Annotated in this window: 13 protein-coding genes; 10 read left to right on the top strand and 3 right to left on the bottom strand. The window is 28.2% G+C overall.

Features of this window, described 5'->3' with window-relative positions:
- Positions 1-7 precede the first annotated feature (7 nt).
- Positions 8-2,521, top strand: a complete 2,514-nt coding sequence (locus tag UF10_RS03095) for a cell wall-binding repeat-containing protein (RefSeq protein ID WP_106776359.1) — start codon at positions 8-10, stop codon at positions 2,519-2,521.
- A gap of 51 nt (positions 2,522-2,572) precedes the next feature.
- Here the strand turns inward: UF10_RS03095 and UF10_RS03100 are convergent, their stop codons facing one another.
- Positions 2,573-3,535 carry an Abi family protein gene (locus UF10_RS03100; RefSeq protein ID WP_106776360.1) on the bottom strand — a complete coding sequence of 321 codons (963 nt, stop codon included), beginning with the start codon at positions 3,533-3,535 and terminating at the stop codon, positions 2,573-2,575.
- Positions 3,536-4,513: 978 nt separating this feature from the next.
- Between UF10_RS03100 and UF10_RS03105 the strand changes: the two genes are divergently transcribed.
- The 9 genes from UF10_RS03105 to aroD all read left to right on the top strand — a co-directional run bounded on the left by UF10_RS03105 (position 4,514) and on the right by aroD (position 14,006).
- On the top strand, positions 4,514-5,356 hold the full coding sequence (locus UF10_RS03105) for a pirin family protein (RefSeq protein WP_106776361.1): 843 nt from the start codon (positions 4,514-4,516) through the stop codon (positions 5,354-5,356).
- Positions 5,357-5,543: 187 nt separating this feature from the next.
- Positions 5,544-6,119, top strand: coding sequence for a nitroreductase family protein (locus UF10_RS03110; protein ID WP_106776362.1), 576 nt, complete (start codon positions 5,544-5,546; stop codon positions 6,117-6,119).
- Positions 6,120-6,670: 551 nt separating this feature from the next.
- Positions 6,671-6,979, top strand: coding sequence for a hypothetical protein (locus tag UF10_RS03115; protein ID WP_106776363.1), 309 nt, complete (start codon positions 6,671-6,673; stop codon positions 6,977-6,979).
- A gap of 499 nt (positions 6,980-7,478) precedes the next feature.
- Positions 7,479-8,864, top strand: a complete 1,386-nt coding sequence (locus tag UF10_RS03120; RefSeq protein ID WP_106776364.1) for a TldD/PmbA family protein — start codon at positions 7,479-7,481, stop codon at positions 8,862-8,864.
- A gap of 11 nt (positions 8,865-8,875) precedes the next feature.
- Positions 8,876-10,204 carry a TldD/PmbA family protein gene (locus tag UF10_RS03125; protein WP_170062435.1) on the top strand — a complete coding sequence of 443 codons (1,329 nt, stop codon included), beginning with the start codon at positions 8,876-8,878 and terminating at the stop codon, positions 10,202-10,204.
- A gap of 440 nt (positions 10,205-10,644) precedes the next feature.
- A complete protein-coding gene (locus UF10_RS03130) occupies positions 10,645-11,178 on the top strand; it encodes a GNAT family N-acetyltransferase (RefSeq protein WP_106776366.1) in 534 nt (177 codons plus the stop codon).
- Between the two features lie 620 nt (positions 11,179-11,798).
- The gene (locus UF10_RS09495; protein WP_334293813.1) at positions 11,799-12,086 is read left to right on the top strand and encodes an amino acid permease; all 288 of its coding nucleotides are present in this window, start codon (positions 11,799-11,801) and stop codon (positions 12,084-12,086) included.
- On the top strand, positions 12,077-13,159 hold the full coding sequence (locus UF10_RS03135) for an APC family permease (protein ID WP_330403913.1): 1,083 nt from the start codon (positions 12,077-12,079) through the stop codon (positions 13,157-13,159). The genes UF10_RS09495 and UF10_RS03135 overlap by 10 nt, the downstream gene beginning before the upstream one ends.
- 118 nt (positions 13,160-13,277) lie before the next feature.
- Positions 13,278-14,006 (top strand): type I 3-dehydroquinate dehydratase, encoded by a 729-nt coding sequence (gene aroD / locus UF10_RS03140; protein WP_170062436.1) that lies wholly within the window; start codon positions 13,278-13,280, stop codon positions 14,004-14,006.
- Positions 14,007-14,460: 454 nt separating this feature from the next.
- On the opposite strand, the gene UF10_RS03145 is transcribed toward aroD, so the two are convergent.
- Together UF10_RS03145 and UF10_RS03150 are read right to left on the bottom strand one after the other, a co-directional pair.
- The gene (locus tag UF10_RS03145; protein WP_242969027.1) at positions 14,461-15,519 is read right to left on the bottom strand and encodes a M42 family metallopeptidase; all 1,059 of its coding nucleotides are present in this window, start codon (positions 15,517-15,519) and stop codon (positions 14,461-14,463) included.
- A gap of 227 nt (positions 15,520-15,746) precedes the next feature.
- Positions 15,747-16,604 (bottom strand): threonine/serine exporter family protein, encoded by an 858-nt coding sequence (locus tag UF10_RS03150; protein ID WP_106776368.1) that lies wholly within the window; start codon positions 16,602-16,604, stop codon positions 15,747-15,749.
- Position 16,605: the final 1 nt, after the last annotated feature.

Below are 16,605 nucleotides of genomic sequence, written 5' to 3' on the forward strand. Positions count from 1 at the left end.
GGGGCATATGAGTAAAAAGATAAAAGTTTTATTATGCTCTGCTCTTCTATCTTGCAATTTTGTGTTATCTGTATCCGCAGTAGAAAGTGATACAGATGAAGCTTTTGAAAACAAGATGGAAGTGAGAGACAGTTTAAATCCAGAGTCATTAAAAGCGTATAATAAATCTAAGGATATAAATTTTAATATAGTAACAGGAAGAGATAGATATGAAACTTCAATAAATATATCGAAAAAAACATTTCATTCTTCAAGATATCTAGTCTTAGTGAATGGTGATAAATATCCAGATTCTATAAGCTCTATAGCGGTGTCAGCCAAGCTAGAAGCACCTATTATATTGACAAGAGGGCAAGAACTAGAAGAAGATATAAAAAAAGAAATAGGGAGACTCGGTGTAGAAAAGATCTATATAATTGGAGGTAGCAACTCTGTATCCGATAATATGGAAAGAGAATTAAAAGAGTTAAAAGAAGACAAAATAGAAGTAGAGAGATTTAGTGGACAAAATAGATATGAAACTAACAGAAAAGTAGTCGATGAGATCTTTAATCAAGAATTTGATAAGTGTGTATTTGCAAGTGGTGAAAACTTTGCGGATTCAATATCTATAGCCAGCTATGTACATAAAGAGAGAATACCGATACTTTTAATAGCAGACTGTGAAGAAAAGAATGATTTTGAATATATTGCAGAAAAAAAGATTAGAGACTCACTTGTTATAGGTGGAGAAAAAGCAGTATCCAAGGCAGATTTTGATAAATTAGAAAACCCAAAGAGATATAGCGGAATGAATAGATATGAAACTTCTGAAATAATTAATAGAACATTTTTTAAAGGAAAATCTAATTTAACAATGACTACTGGAGATAGCTTTGCAGATGCCTTATCTGGTGCCCCATATGCAGTTAAAAATAACTCTAATCTTGTTTTATATAATAGAAATCCAAAAACTTATCCATCAGTAGAATCCTATGAAACTATTAATGTAGTTGGCGGCTCCCTGGCTCAAAAGATAAAAGATCTTGTTCAGGGGAAAATTCTATATAATGATGATTATATAAAATATGCAGATTTATTACTTAAAAACAAAATAGCAAAAGATGCCAATATGGATGAGTTCTTTGTATTTGATGGTGACTTTAAAAAAGCCTATAGTGAGACTCGTACGGATCAAAGAAGAATTTATGGCTTTTTCTTTTTAAATGATTTAACTAATGCTTATAATGATACTGGAAAAAGAGAGTATATAAGAGCAGGTATTGAATATATAAAAGCATTTGAAAGTCAAAATAAATTTGATTTATCAAGTATGATGTGGCACGATGAAACTGCTGGAAGAAGGCTAAATTATTATCTGAATTTTTATAAGTCAGGCTATAATGTGATGACTGCAGGCGAATTGGATTTACTTAAAGAAAAAATGTCGGATATAGCAAATAAGATTGCCTATACAAATTTCTGGGCTGGAATTAATAATCACGGAATGTTCCAAGACTTGGCACTTTTATACTATGCAGATGACTTTGAAGACAAGGCAATGTATAGGTTGGCAGCTAGGAGATTAGAGACTTACTTTGAAAAGTGTTTTGACAAGGACGGGGTACATCTTGAAAATTCACCAGAGTATCATTTTGTTATTCTAGGTGAATTAAAACATGTGATAGATGATGTTGATAAAAATGCATTTAAAGATTATAATCATCTTTATAAAACCTACAAAAATTCAGAAGAATTTTCTAGGGCAATAATACTACCAAGTGGATACCTTCCTAATATTGGTGATACGAAAACAGAAAAAATAAATTTGAGTGATTACTATGATATAGATAGTAATAAGGAAAAGTTTTCTGGTAGAAAAACGTTCTATGACGCAGGTTATGATATAGTGAAAAATAATCAGTCTTACTTACTATTTAGAGCAGGTTATAAAAATGATGTTCATCATCACAATGACGACCTATCAATATGGCTTTATAAAAATGGAAATATAATTACTGAGGTAGGCTCTTTTGGATATGAATATTCAAATCCTTATGCAGATTACTCAACTTCATTTGAAGCACACAATAACCTAGTTGTAGATGGTAAAAATATAGCAAGGGGAAAAGATGTAGTATTAGAAGAATCTTCAGCAGACAATATTATGAAGGGTGTAAGCAATAGAATAGAGAATATAAAATTTGAAAGAGAAGTAGAATATAACTCAGATCTTACAAATATTAAAATATCTGATAATATAAAAGCATTTGATAAAAAAGAGCATACTTATGAGTTGAGATTCCATTTAGATCCATCAATAAAGGCGGAAGTAGTTAGCGACTCTAGTGGGAAAAAGTCGATTCAATTATTTAGAGGAAATATCCTTATTGGGCAAGTAAAGGTAGATAAAGGGGATCTTTCTATAATAAATGATGTTTATTTCCCATACTATTATGCTAAACCAGAAACAACAGACGTTGTTTATATTAAATTAAGGGCAAAAGATACAAGTATAGAGACAAATATAGAGTTAAAATAAATAATTTAAACTATTTAAATAAAAAAATCCTAGATGAATGTCTAGGATTTTTTATCTTCTGAGATTTTTTATAAAGTCTTGAAAATCAGATATTGATTGAGCATTTTTAAATCCATATCTTCTGGCTATGTGATCACTATCATTAATTAGTTTCTTTATAGGATTACATATGTTATCAAAAGAGCTATTAGGATTAATTTCATGAGCTAGGTAAATAATTATACATATTACAAGGGCAACTCTATTTGTGGGAGCATTATTTTTAAATAAAAACATAAAATCTTTCCATTCTTCTCTAACAATAGGCATTGTATTTATCTTTAAATCAATTCCATTTTTATTATGAGCACATATATTTCTCACTATTTTTATTAAATTCATCCAAGTAACAAGCTCATTTTTTGTACAACGATAATGGTTGGAAATCTCCTTTAAATTAGCTGTTGACATGCAGTCTAAAAGTTTAATAACTTCTCCAAATGAAATTATATCTACCATAACCCAAACAGTAGGGAACTCTCCTTCTATTTTGTAATGCTCAAATTCAGATTTTTTTACTCTTTTTACAGAGTTACGCAAGGTATATTTAAATTGTTTTTCAATAAGTTTGATAGTTTTTTTATTATATACCTCTCTATTTGACCAAGAAGAAAAATTAAGATAACCCATAGCTCCGTAACGTGCACTCAGTGTATGTGCAATTTGAGTCTTGATAGAAACCTCAATATCCTCGATTGAATGTAGCAAAGAGAGCCTGAAGTCTTTATCTTGATTATATCTAAAAATGACCTCATTAAAGGAAATATTGCTATATCTAATTTTTAGTTTTTTATCATATGTATCTGAAATGCTTGCAAATGGATATGTAAAATCTTTGAGTTTATAATATCCTATGTCTTGTAATATATTTGCAGCTCTTTTTCTATCTTCAACATACATCCCCCTGTCAATTAACAAGTCAATCTGTTCTTCAAAAGTAAGATGCTTTTCATATTCTTGGTAGTTTTTAGTCATAAATTTATCCTCAAATTCTTTTTAAAATTAAGATTATAATAAAGAATTAAATATTTAAAGAAACTTTAAGTATAATCTTTTGCATAAAAAAACCTCCACATCAGAGCGTATCTGTAATTTGGTGGAGGTATTGAAATCTTTTATAAAAACTATATCTTTTATTAATTAAATTATACTACAAAAAAGTATTTTTTGCAATAGTATTTAAATATTGAAAATTAGGAATATTATAGTAGAAACTATAGCAACTAGTTGACATTGATTCCTTAGGGAAAGAGTAGGATATATCAAGATCAAGAGACATTATTAGTAAGTAGATAATTATCTAAAATGTATTTTTGATAGTTAAGATAATAGTAAATTGTATAATTGTAAAGATAAAAATAGCATTGAAAGTAGTAAATAAAGACTATGACTCGACATATAGTAATACTAGAGGCACAGACATATATTAAGATGAAAATAGATGGGGCTAAATAATAGAAAAGGAAAATATAATAATATATTCCAAATACATATTTAAGCATATTGATTTTTATTAAAATCAGTGTAACTATTCCAATATCATTTGAATTTATATATTATTATAGTAATATAGGAGTATGCATAGTTGAAAATATTTAATAAGTAGTTAGTAAGAAAGCAATCTATAAAAGTAAAACTATTATAGTTTATAGTTAAGATTTCAATAATTATAATAATTATAATTTAGAAAATAATTTGCGTTTTCTGAATAATATGATATAATATATTTATAATTCATTTTAAGAGTTCCTTTAAAAAATTGTTTTTTTGTTTAAAAGTAAAGGCTGTCCATTTTGGGCAGCTATTTTTCTGTTTAAAGATAGAAAATATATAATTGATTATACTTTTTTAAAATATAAATTAAAAATTGTATTTTGGGGTATTATTATATTATAGATAGAATTAACAGAATATTTATTCGAAAGTATAGTAAGTTGAAAATGGAGGATTATTATGAAAAGAAACATATTATCTGAAGTTAAAGGATTTGAAACTACAGATGGAGCAGGTGTTCGTTTGACAAGGGTTCTAAGTAGAAGGTCTTCTGAAATGTTTGACCCTATACTTATGTTAGACTCTTTTGATAGCAAGGATCCCAAGGATTATATAGCAGGATTTCCTATGCATCCACATAGAGGTATAGAAACAATTACATACGTTTATAATGGGAATATGATACATAAAGATAGCTTAGGTAATCAAGATGCCATTACAGATGGAGAGTTACAGTGGATGACTGCAGGGTCTGGTATTTTACACTCAGAAGAAATACCAGCATCTGAAAGAATGTTAGGTGTTCAGCTTTGGTTGAATTTACCAGCAAAAGACAAAATGGTGGCCCCAGAATACCATGCTATTAAAAATAAAGATATTGAAGAAATAAAAATAGATGGTGGTAAGTTGAGATTATTGGCAGGCAAATATAAGGATAAAAAAGCTTATAAGTCAAAATATCTACCACTAAACTACTATGATATACATTTGGCTCCAAATAAAAGCTTTAATATTGAAACTGAAAAAGATTCATCAGTCTTGTTATTTACTCTAGTTGGTGAAGCCTTAGTAAATGGCAAACATATAGGAGAAAAAACAGCAGTTAAACTTGCTGAAGGTGATGAAGTTTTAGTTTCAAGCACTGATAAGTATTTGCAACTACTTTTTATAGAGTCAAGATATCTAGGAGAAGAAATAGCTTGGGGAGGGCCTATAGTAATGAATACTAAAGAAGAGCTAGATAAGGCCTTTGAAGAATTAGAAAATGGTAGTTTTATAAAAGATGAAATGAAATATGAATAATTATAGTAAAAACTATCATATATAATGAGCTTAAGAGTAATTATTTATTTGGATATAATTATAACTAAGTAGCTTGATATACTTTATAATTTAGATTATCTTTTAGAAGATATTAGCTTTTAAAAAATTTATAGATTAGCGAAGATAGTAGCTAGTAAAAAGATAAAGAAAATAAGGAGGTCATTTTATGACAAAAATAAATGAATCATTAAGAAAAAGAAGAACCTACTACAATATAAACGGAGAATCTCCGGTGTCAGAAGAAAAGATAGTAGAAACTATAAAAGAGCTTACAGAATTAGTTCCAGATGCTTTTAATATGAAGTCTCAGAGGGTAGTAGTAGCTTTGGGTGATAAGCATAAAGAATTGTGGGATGGAGTCTATGATGCATTTGATGGACAAGTTTCTAGAGAAAAGCTAGATTCATTCAAGGTAGGTGTTGGAACAGTATTATTTTTCTATGACAATAAGACTGTACAGGCAATGAGAGAAAAATATTCTTTATATGAAGCTCAGTTTGAAAAGTGGGCATTGCAGTCAAATGGAATGCTACAAATATCTGTATGGTCAGCACTTGAAGAGCTAGGTTTTGGAGCATCTTTACAGCATTATAATCCAGTAATTGATGAAATGGTTAGAAAAATGTTTGATGTTGATGAAGATTATATTATGCTTGGTCAGATAGTCTTTGGTGGAATAGAAGCTGATGCTGATCCTAAGGATGGAGAAGATATTGATAAGAGATTTAAGTTAGTTAAATAAGTATAGATACATATTTTTAAATTAATATATAGAAATATTTTAAAGTGGTCTTAATTGATAAGGCCACTTTAATTATATGTAAACATAAATAATATAAGAACTAATATAAGAAACAATAAAATACTATATATAAAAATTCAATAAAAGATTAAGTGCTAGTAATATAGCTTTAATAAAAAATAAATATTATAAAATAGCAGTTTTTTATTAAATATCTATATAACAAATTTTTATACAAGATCTTTTTATATAGAAAAATAATAGTCAAACTTATTTTAAGAAAAATCTGTATAGTTTTAAAAAGAAAAAAATATTTCTTATTAATAAGTAATATTAAATACAATTTTCTAAAAAAAGTTAATAGATTATTATATAATGATAAAAGTTTAATAAAGTATAATTGCTAAATTGATAATAGAATATCTATTTTTTATTTAATAAAAAACATTTTCCTTAAAAATCAAAAATACTATTTACAAAACTATAAAAGAGAGAGTACAATATAAAGAGACATAAAAAGATGTATTATAATGTGAAATTTGGGGGTGCTTATGAAAATTTCAAGTATAAATAAAAGTATAGCAATTTCATTTAGAGAGCTTATGTCAGAATTACGCCCAGAGATTGCGATAGAAATTTTGGATGAAGATTATGAGTTATTGAGATTAGGAATGATTGAAGAGGATGCTTCTTGCACGGTGGAAATCGATATTTCAGATGACGAAGTAGAGTCTTTATGTGATGAAATTGTACAGTTTCAGGCAGATTCATATAATGTCTTGGAAGATATTCCTGACTTTAGTAGTGAAAACTATAAAAAATATGAAAGATATAGATGGTTACCTAGTATGTTTTTATAAGGTTATATTAAGATTATAGCTTTATATAAAAATAGATTGTATATTTATATAACTTTAATGTATTTATCATTAAAACTATATAAAGAATGTTGAGAGTATCTATAAGAGACTTATAAGTACTTGATTAATAAAAGGCTAACAAATATATGGTTTAAAAGCAAACTCTGATTAATAGAGTTTGCTTTTTTATTTATGATAATTGGGTAATAATATATAATAGTAGACTAAGCTTAAGCAAAGAAGTCTATGTTATAATAATTATAAATTAACTAATAATTATAAATACAGTAGTAAATTATCCTAGAAAGTAATATTAAATAAGAATATAATAATAGGTTATTATATGCAATAAAATAAGAATACAGCAATAAGCTACTAAAAAAGGTAAAACAATAATTTATTATAGAAAACTAAATTTAAAAACGATAATAATACATTGTAGAGGATGAAAAGAAATAAAAATGAAATAAAAAGAATAAGATAAATAGAGGAGGAAGTTATGTTAGATAAAAGAATTTTATTCAATGTTATTACTTCTGCTATGCAAAATGGTGCAGACTTTGCAGAAGTATTTGTTGAAGATAGAAAAAATACTACACTGGTATATTCTGATAAAAAAATAGAAAATGCTGTGTTGGGAAATGATTTTGGAGTTGGAATTAGAGTTATTAAAGATTTCAATAGAGTATATGCTTATACAAATGATGTAAGTGAAAAAAATCTAATAAAGGTTGCAAAAGATGCAGCATTAGGATTGAAATCTGGATCTTTAAATAAAGTTATGGACTTTACAAATAAAAATATTGAAAGAAATAATACTCCTATTAAGATATATCCAGCTGATATTGATCTATCTAAAAAGCTTGATATAATAAAAGAAACTCATGATACTATTATGAATTATGACGATATTATAGTACAGGCAAGCACTGGATATCTTGATTCTGATCAAATGGTTCAAATAGCAAATAGTGAGGGTTTGATGGCAAGTGATAGAAGAGTTAGAACTAGGTTGATTCAAAATGCGGTTGCATCATATTGCGGAGAAATACAGTCTGCTGGATCAAATCCAGGTGCTGCTATGGGATTTGAATTTTTTGATACAATAGATATAAATGATGTAGCCAAAGAGGCAGCAAGAATCGCAGTTACAATGGTGAAATCACCTTTTGCACCTTCAGGAGTGATGCCTGTAATAATGGATAATGCCTTTGGTGGAGTTTTATTTCATGAAGCTTGTGGACATGGATTAGAAGCTGAATTTGTATCAAAAGGATCTTCTGTATATGCAGGAAAGATGGGTGAAAAAATCGCATCTGATTTAGTAACTGCAATAGATGATGGAACGCTTGAAAATCAGTGGGGAAGTACAAATATAGATGATGAAGGAAATGAAACTCAAAGAAATATTTTAATTGAAAACGGCATATTAAAATCTTATCTAGTGGATGAGTTTAACGGAAAAAGAATGGGAATGAAGTCTACTGGGTCAGCTAGAAGACAATCATATAGATATGCACCTACTTCAAGAATGAATAACACATTTATAGATAGAGGAAATTCAAGTTTTAGTGATATGGTATCAGGAGTGGACTACGGTCTATATGCATCAAAACTTGGTGGTGGATCTGTAGATGTAGTAACAGGTGAATTTAATTTTGCAGTTATGGAAGGCTATATAATTAAAAATGGTAAGATTGATCACCCAGTTAGAGGAGCTTCCTTAGTAGGTACAGGATTAGAAGTTCTTCAAAATATTGATATGGTAGGTAAAGATTTAAAACTTGGCGAAGGAATGTGTGGAGCTAGTTCAGGAACTATAGCAGCAGGCGTTGGACAGCCGCAAGTTAGAATAAAGGGTCTTACTGTTGGTGGAAGAGATTAGGAGGAGTAATTGTGAAACATACTGAATTAAAAGATAAAGTTTTTGATAGAGCTAAAGAAAAATTTGATGATTATGAGATTTTTATAAATAATATAAATACAAGTGTTGTATCTACATATAATGAACAGTTAAATAAATATACAATCTCTGAAAGTGGTGGAATATCTTTTCGTGGAATAAAGGGAAATATGGAAGGTTATGCCTATAGTGAGAATATATCTGAAGAATCTATTGATTACTTAATAGAAATGGCTTATCAAAGTATGATAGCTGTTGGAGAAAAAGAAAATATTTATATTTATAATCCGAAAGAAAAGGAAGAAGCTAATATTCTATCTAAAAAAAGCAATTTGAGTTCTGATAAAAAAATAGAAAAAATACTTTCTATGTATGATATTGCTAAATCTGAATCAGATGAAATTCATCAAGTAGATGGACAGGGAGTTGAAATTTTTGAAGAAAAATATATAGCTAATAGTCACAAATTAGAAAAATATGAAGAAAATACATATGCCTATGTATATGCTTATGTGATATTGAAGAGAAATGACGAAATGAAGTCAGGTATAGAGTTTGCATTTAAAGATAACTTTATGGATTGTGACTTTGAATATATTGCAAAAAGTGCTGTAAATAAAGCAAAAAGAGAATTTGGAGCAAGAGCAGTGGACAGTGGTAAGTATGATATAGTTCTTATAAATGAAGAGGTATCTAGCCTAATATCTTCACTTAGCCCTGCATTTTCAGCAAAAAATGTTCAAAAGAAGATGTCTCCACTTGAAGGGAAATTAGGTGAGTCTATTGCATCAGATAAACTAACAATTAGAGATCTAAGGTCCCTACCTGAAACAAAAATCACTGAAAGTTTTGATGATGAAGGTATTGAAACTAAGGATTTTGAGATAATAAAAAATGGAAAGCTGCTGTCTTATGTTCATAATATGGAAACAGCAGAAAAGGATAATATAGAAACTACTGCAAATGCTTCAAGGTCATATAAATCTGTTTCTAGCCCATCTATTAGAAATATGGTTATAGATGAAGGTAGTCTAGACTTTGAAGGCCTATTAAAGAAGCTAAATAATGGTCTACTTATAACATCTTTGCAGGGGCTTCATTCTGGATTGGATCCAGTATCGGGGGTATTTTCTCTTCCTTGCAATGGTTTTTTAGTAGAAGAGGGCAAAATCAAAAGAGCTGTAAATCAAATTATAATATCATCGAATATAGAAGAGTTTATGAAGTCAATTGATGAAGTAGGAAATGATAGAAGAATTACTTTAGATGGATCTTATGTTGCGAGTTTATTGATAAAGAATATAAGTATTTCGGGAATATAATAGATTAGAAATTTATAAATATCTTGATAGAACTTTAAAGTTCTATCAAGATATTTTTTTGCAAAAAATCCTATAAAAAATCGTCTAAAGAATTAAGTTAGACAAAGTTTATTTGATAATAAAGAGAAAAGATAAGAATTATTCTAATAAAAATATATTTATGATAGTTATACTATTTTTTTGCTTATAAAAGTTTATAGGTATTTTTACTTATAATAAGACTAAAAGAAAGCAAAAAAATAAAAATCCTTCTTAAAAGTAATTCAAAAAGGAAAAAACGCTTTTTCTGACTTTAATATGCATTTAATGTAGGAGAAATGAATAGGTTACAGTTTTAAAAAACTATTGAAAAATAAATAGAAAATTGATAAAATATAAAAATAATAGTTAGAAATAAGGTATTATTTTTTAAAAATAACATAAAGATAGGAGTGGTGTAAATGTTAGCGTTGGAGTATTTTAATCGCACAGATTTTGGTCAATTGATTAGTTGGATTGACTCTCCAGCATTCTTACTTCATTGGGGTGGTCCTAAGTTTGATTATCCAGTAGATGAGTTACAACTGGAAAAATACATTAAAGATTCAAATAATAGTAATTCAGAAAATTTGATTTACAAAGTAGTAAGTGTGGAGACTGGAGAGGTTATTGGACATATTTCTTTAGGAGAAATTGATAGAAAGAATAAGTCAGCAAAAATAGCCAAGGTTTTGATTGGAAATAAAGATGTTAGAGGCAAGGGAATAGGTCAAAGAATGATAAAGGAAATATTAAGAGTAGCATTTGAGGAACTAAATCTTCATAGAGTAAATTTAGTAGTACTAGAGACCAATAAGTCTGCTATTGAATGCTATAAAAAAGTTGGATTTGTTGAAGAGGGCAGAATGAGAGATGCAAGAAAAAAGGATGATAAATACTATAGTTTGATAGAGATGAGTATCCTAGAGGATGAATATTATGCAAGCAAAACCTAAGAGAGTTAACTTGTAAAAATAATTGAATCATCTAAAAAGTAATAGAAAATATCTGAAAATTATAATTGAAATTTATTTTAAGTAGAAGCTATATATAGCTTCTACTTTTTCTTGCTAAGAAAAATTAAAATATATTTATAGTTATATTTCAAACAATATTTTTTCATGAATTTCAAAAAAACTAAAGTATATTTAAATTTAAGTAAGAAGAAATTTAAATATATTGCACTAAAAAATAGAAAAAACTATTTAAATATAAAGATATATAGTGATTTTCAATAGCATTTTTCTTTTGATATAAGCTTTTAAAGGTATATTAAAATATTGCTTAAAACTTAACAAAAATAGGGTAAAAAAATATTTTTTCTATAAAAAACGTATTAAAAACAACTTGCTTTATTTTTAAAAATAAAAATAGATTTAAAATAAAGTATTTGAAAAAGAAAGGTATTTATTTAATAAAAAAAGAAAAATGATAATGTTTTCTTTCTTATTAATCGAGGTAAAAAAATGTTATTATATTTAATATTATTTAGCGGTAGTATAGTTACTGTAATAAAATAAAAAGGAAAGAGGGTTTTTATATAGAAAAGAAAATCGGTTTAAAAAGCTTGGTTTTTATGAATGTTTCTGTCCTATACGGAATTAGATGGATAACAAAATCTACATCTAATAGTTTCGGACTAGGTCTAGGAGCAATACCTACATGGTTTATTTTTGCAATAGTATACTTTATACCAGGATCATTAATATGTGCTGAATTAGCAGCTACATTTAAAGATAAAGATGGTGGACTTTACGATTGGGTAAAGGAAGCTTACGGTGAAAAATATGGATTTATGATTTCTTGGTTGAACTGGGTAGCTAAGATATTTTGGACTCATCATTCCTTACATTTTTGGCTATAAATGTATCTTATACTTTGGGAATACCAGCTCTTGCTGATAATAAGTACTTTACAATTATATTCTCTATAGCAATTTTCTGGGTATTATCAATATTATCTACAAGAGAAATAAGTTTTGCACAGATATTCACTAATACAGGAGCTTTAGGTTCTACAATTCCTAGTTTAGTATTAGTTATATTTGCTGTTTTAGGAGTATTAGTTCTTCAAAAGCAAGCTCCAGCATCTGTATATAGTGTCCATACATTAGTTTCAAAGATGAATGCAGATTTTTTTGTTGCGATTTCATCTATTATGTTTGGTTTTGCTGGTGCAGAAACATTGGCTCCTTTCATAAAAAATATTGATGAGCCAGAAAAGAATTTCCCTAAGGCTATATTAATGTCAGCACTTTTAGTTGCAGTTTTATATGTAGTTGGAACAATTTCTATAACACTTCTTATTAGTCCTGATGAAATAACAGCTTCTAAGGGCTTACTAGATGCGATAGGTAGAGGTTCAGCTTTACTTGGAATAGGACCATTCTTCCTACAAATAATTGCAGCAGGAATTTCATTCTCTGTAATTGGAGCTATAATACTATACATATCATCTCCTATTAAGATGTTATTTGGTTCTGTTGATGGAGTATTTAGTGAGAGATTAACTAAGACTAATAAGTACGATATACCTGCAAATGCAGTATATGGTCAAGCGGCCTTAGTAACTATAATATTGCTTCTTACAAACTTAATGCCATCAGTAGATGCAATATACAATGTATTATTAACTATGACAGCTCTTGCTTCTTTATTCCCATACATTATTTTATATGCTAGTTATATAAAATTAAAGAAGGAAAAGCCAGAATTAGAAAGACCTTATAAGATGGTTAAAAATGATAGTACAGCAATATGGATAGCAAGATTTTTATTGACAGTTACAATAATAGGTCTTGTACTTACAGCTTCTCCAGTTATGAACACATTTGCAGAAAATGTAATATATGAAATAGAAATGATAGGTGGAGGTATATTAATAATAATATCAGGCCTATTAATGTGGAGACGTAAAGAGAAAAAAGCAATCAATTAATATTATATAATGAAAATAGCGCATATATATGCTCTATTTTTTTGTCACTTTATAAAAAATAGTTTGTAAGTTAATGAATTTATATAGTATAATGAACTTGTTTTCGAAGGGAGTGAGTATGATTTTGAAAATTAGAGGACTGGAATTAGGGGGATCCTTACCCAAAATATGTGTTCCAATAACTGGAAAGAATAGATTAGAAATACTAGAGTTAGCAAAAAAAATAAAAGATGAAAATGTTGAGATTATAGAGTGGAGAAGTGACTATTACGAAGATATACTAGATTGTGATAAGGTAATATCTTTATTGAAAGAATTAAGAGTGATACTAGATAATACGGTAATAATATTTACTCTTAGAACACTGGATGAAGGTGGAAATATTAATATAGATAATAAGTACTATGAGAGGCTTAATCTGAGGGTAGCAGAAAGTTCTTTGGTGGATATAATCGATATAGAGTGCCTGAGAAAAGATCAATCCTTCAAATTATTAATAGAGGGGATTAAGCATAGAAAGGTTAAAGTTATCGGATCGAGTCACAATTACGATTTTACTCCAAGTATAGAAATTATAGAAGAAAATTTAATGAAAATAAATAGTTTTGGAGTAGATATCCTAAAAATAGCCACTATGTCAAATAGTGAAGAAGATTCATTAAATATGCTTTTGGCCAATAAAAATATATCTGATAAGCTATCTAATAAGGCGATTATTTCAATTTGTATGGGAAGTTATGGTATGTCAACAAGACTTTTGGCATCAGCTATAACTTTTGCACATATTGGTGAAAAATCTGCACCTGGTCAGCTTTCAGTTTTAGATTTAAGAAAAATATTAAAATAGATATTATAAAACACTAAAAATAGCAGTGATATCACTGCTATTTTTAGTATTAATTAAATTATTATATAGAAAATAACCCTTATATATATAATGTTTGCATCACACTATAAATATAATAAGTATATTACTCTTGCATCAAAGATATTTTTTAAGTACAACAAATTATAATGTTGATATATTCTCTATAAATAAATATATATATAGAAAAATATTTTAAATCAGGATAATATGTAAAGATATATCTATAAAATACTTTATAGTAATATAATCTAAAAAAATATTACAAACATATTATACTAGAAAAAGATATTACTTGCAAGAATATAGCATAGATATAGAATATCTTGATAGTAAGTTGCTAGTTTATATCTATTTCAATAAAGTAAAGACAGCTCTTTTTATTTTGAGCTGTCTTTATTATACTAAAATATTTTAAATTAAGTCTTATTAGTTTTTAATCTTCAAGGTAGGCTTGAATTAATCTAAATGTATTTTCAGCACCTTCAATATGGCTTCTTTCATAACCGTGAGAAGCATAAACTCCTGGTCCTATAAGTCCGTGCCTAATATCATGACCTGCTGCTAGAGTAGCTTCGACATCAGAGCCATAGTAAGGGTATATATCAACTGCATATCCTATATCATATTTATCTGCCAAATCAATCAGTCTATTAACTACATCATAATTATATGGGCCACCTCTATCTTTTGCGGCTATTGATACTTCTTTTTCTGTACAATTTAATTCTTCGCCCACACAACCCATATCTACTGACCAAGCTTCTGTAACTCCATCTGGACAAGGTGAAGCACCGCCGTGACCAACTTCTTCATAGATAGTAAAGTGCATATAAACAGTTCTATCTAATTCAATTTTATTATCTGAGACATACTTTGCATATCCAAGAAGTACAGCAGCAGAAAGTTTGTCATCTAAAAATCTACTTTTTATATAACCTGACTTTGTAACTCTAGTTCTTGTTTCAAAACATACATAGTCTCCAGATCTTATTCCTAATTTTGTAACATCTTCCTTTGAAGATACATCTTCATCAATTACAATCTCTATACTATCCCAATTACGTTCTGTCTTATTGTATTCGCCATTTACATGAAGAGAGGCATTTATTAACTGGCAAGTACCTTCGTATATATCGCCCTTTCTTGTAATAATTCTTACATTTTCAGCTTCAGCATTATTTGGGTTCATTCCTCCAATATTAGTCATTTTTAGACGTCCATTAGACTTAACTTGATGAACCATAGCTCCTAATGTATCACAATGAGATTCAAATAGTATTGCATCATTTTGATCTTTACCATCAAGTCTTGCAACAACACCGCCTTTTATAGTCTGGTAGGCATATACACCCATATTACTTAGTTCTTTCATAAGATAGTCCATAACAAATTTTCCATAACCTGATGGACTGTCAATGTTAAGTAAGTTTTTTGCCTCTTGGATTATATAGTCGCTGTAATCCTTATAAGCATCTTTTTTAAAATTATTCAAAATAAAATCCTCCTGTAATTAATAAATTAGTAAATTCCAGTTTATATAATTGAAAAAATGGAATACTTAAGTTATATTTTTTATTAATAAGTATAATAATAAATATAACCTAATTATATAATACTACTTATTGTAGTATATTTATATAGATATTTCTAAAAATTTAGAAAAATATATATAAAGAAAATAAAAAAGCTCAACAGTAAAATGCTGCTGAGCTAATAAGTTTAATTATTTTTTTTGTCGTCTTTTTCTTTGATAGATATATCATTGCTTTCATCTAAGTGTTGACTTTTTTTGCAAGTAGAATTTGAACATTGCTTATCTTCTTTAATATTTTTTTCAATACAATTTTTTTCCTGGCAGACTTGATCAGGCTTACAAGTACATTTTGGAATATCTTCATTTTTTTTATGTTTTTTGTTTTTTGATAGACCTAAATCTACTGCAAAGTCTTCAGTTCTACTTCTTTCCATTTTTTCTATATCTTCTCTTTCTCTAGAAGCAACATCTATATTTAAACTATTTAAAGATTCGTTCATTTCTTTTCTATCAAGAATAAATCTATTTCTAGTTCTGTTCTTTCCAAGATTCACCCAATTTTCATACTTAAAAGAGTCATTTTTCATAAATGCTTTTTTAAGCTGATAGAGGTTTAATACCTTTGACATAGAAGACATTACTAGTATTCCAAGTGCTATACCAAGGCTAGTTATAAAAGCTCTAGTGCCGACAGTAGCAGCTTGTAAATATTCTTTTTGAATTACATAGTATACGGTGTTATAGAGACCAAGTCCTGGAACAAGCGGAAGTATACCTGGAATTACAATTATAATAGCAGGTTGTTTTAGCTTTCTTGCTAAGTACTCTGCTGACAGAGATACAAACCCTGCAGCTAGGAAAGAAAATATCATAGGATTTTCATAGTGTTGGGAGGCAATTACATATATAAGCCAACCGATACCACCAACTATAGAGTCATAAAAGAGTATCTTTCCTCTTACATTGAAAAATATGGCAAAACCACAAGTGGCTATTGCAGAAAAAACAAAATGTTGCCATAGTGGAACATCATATATACTCATT

It is taken from the genome of Peptostreptococcus russellii (genome assembly GCF_003012055.1).
Taxonomy (GTDB): domain Bacteria; phylum Bacillota; class Clostridia; order Peptostreptococcales; family Peptostreptococcaceae; genus Peptostreptococcus; species Peptostreptococcus russellii.

Coding starts and splice junctions, on each gene's coding strand:
- aroD (WP_170062436.1), top strand. CDS start 13,278: ATGATTTTGAAAATTAGAGGACTGGAATTAGGGGGATCCTTACCCAAA.
- UF10_RS03100 (WP_106776360.1), bottom strand. CDS start 3,535: ATGACTAAAAACTACCAAGAATATGAAAAGCATCTTACTTTTGAAGAA.
- UF10_RS03150 (WP_106776368.1), bottom strand. CDS start 16,604: ATGAGTATATATGATGTTCCACTATGGCAACATTTTGTTTTTTCTGCA.
- UF10_RS03120 (WP_106776364.1), top strand. CDS start 7,479: ATGTTAGATAAAAGAATTTTATTCAATGTTATTACTTCTGCTATGCAA.
- UF10_RS03130 (WP_106776366.1), top strand. CDS start 10,645: ATGTTAGCGTTGGAGTATTTTAATCGCACAGATTTTGGTCAATTGATT.
- UF10_RS03095 (WP_106776359.1), top strand. CDS start 8: ATGAGTAAAAAGATAAAAGTTTTATTATGCTCTGCTCTTCTATCTTGC.
- UF10_RS03115 (WP_106776363.1), top strand. CDS start 6,671: ATGAAAATTTCAAGTATAAATAAAAGTATAGCAATTTCATTTAGAGAG.
- UF10_RS09495 (WP_334293813.1), top strand. CDS start 11,799: ATGAATGTTTCTGTCCTATACGGAATTAGATGGATAACAAAATCTACA.
- UF10_RS03105 (WP_106776361.1), top strand. CDS start 4,514: ATGAAAAGAAACATATTATCTGAAGTTAAAGGATTTGAAACTACAGAT.
- UF10_RS03110 (WP_106776362.1), top strand. CDS start 5,544: ATGACAAAAATAAATGAATCATTAAGAAAAAGAAGAACCTACTACAAT.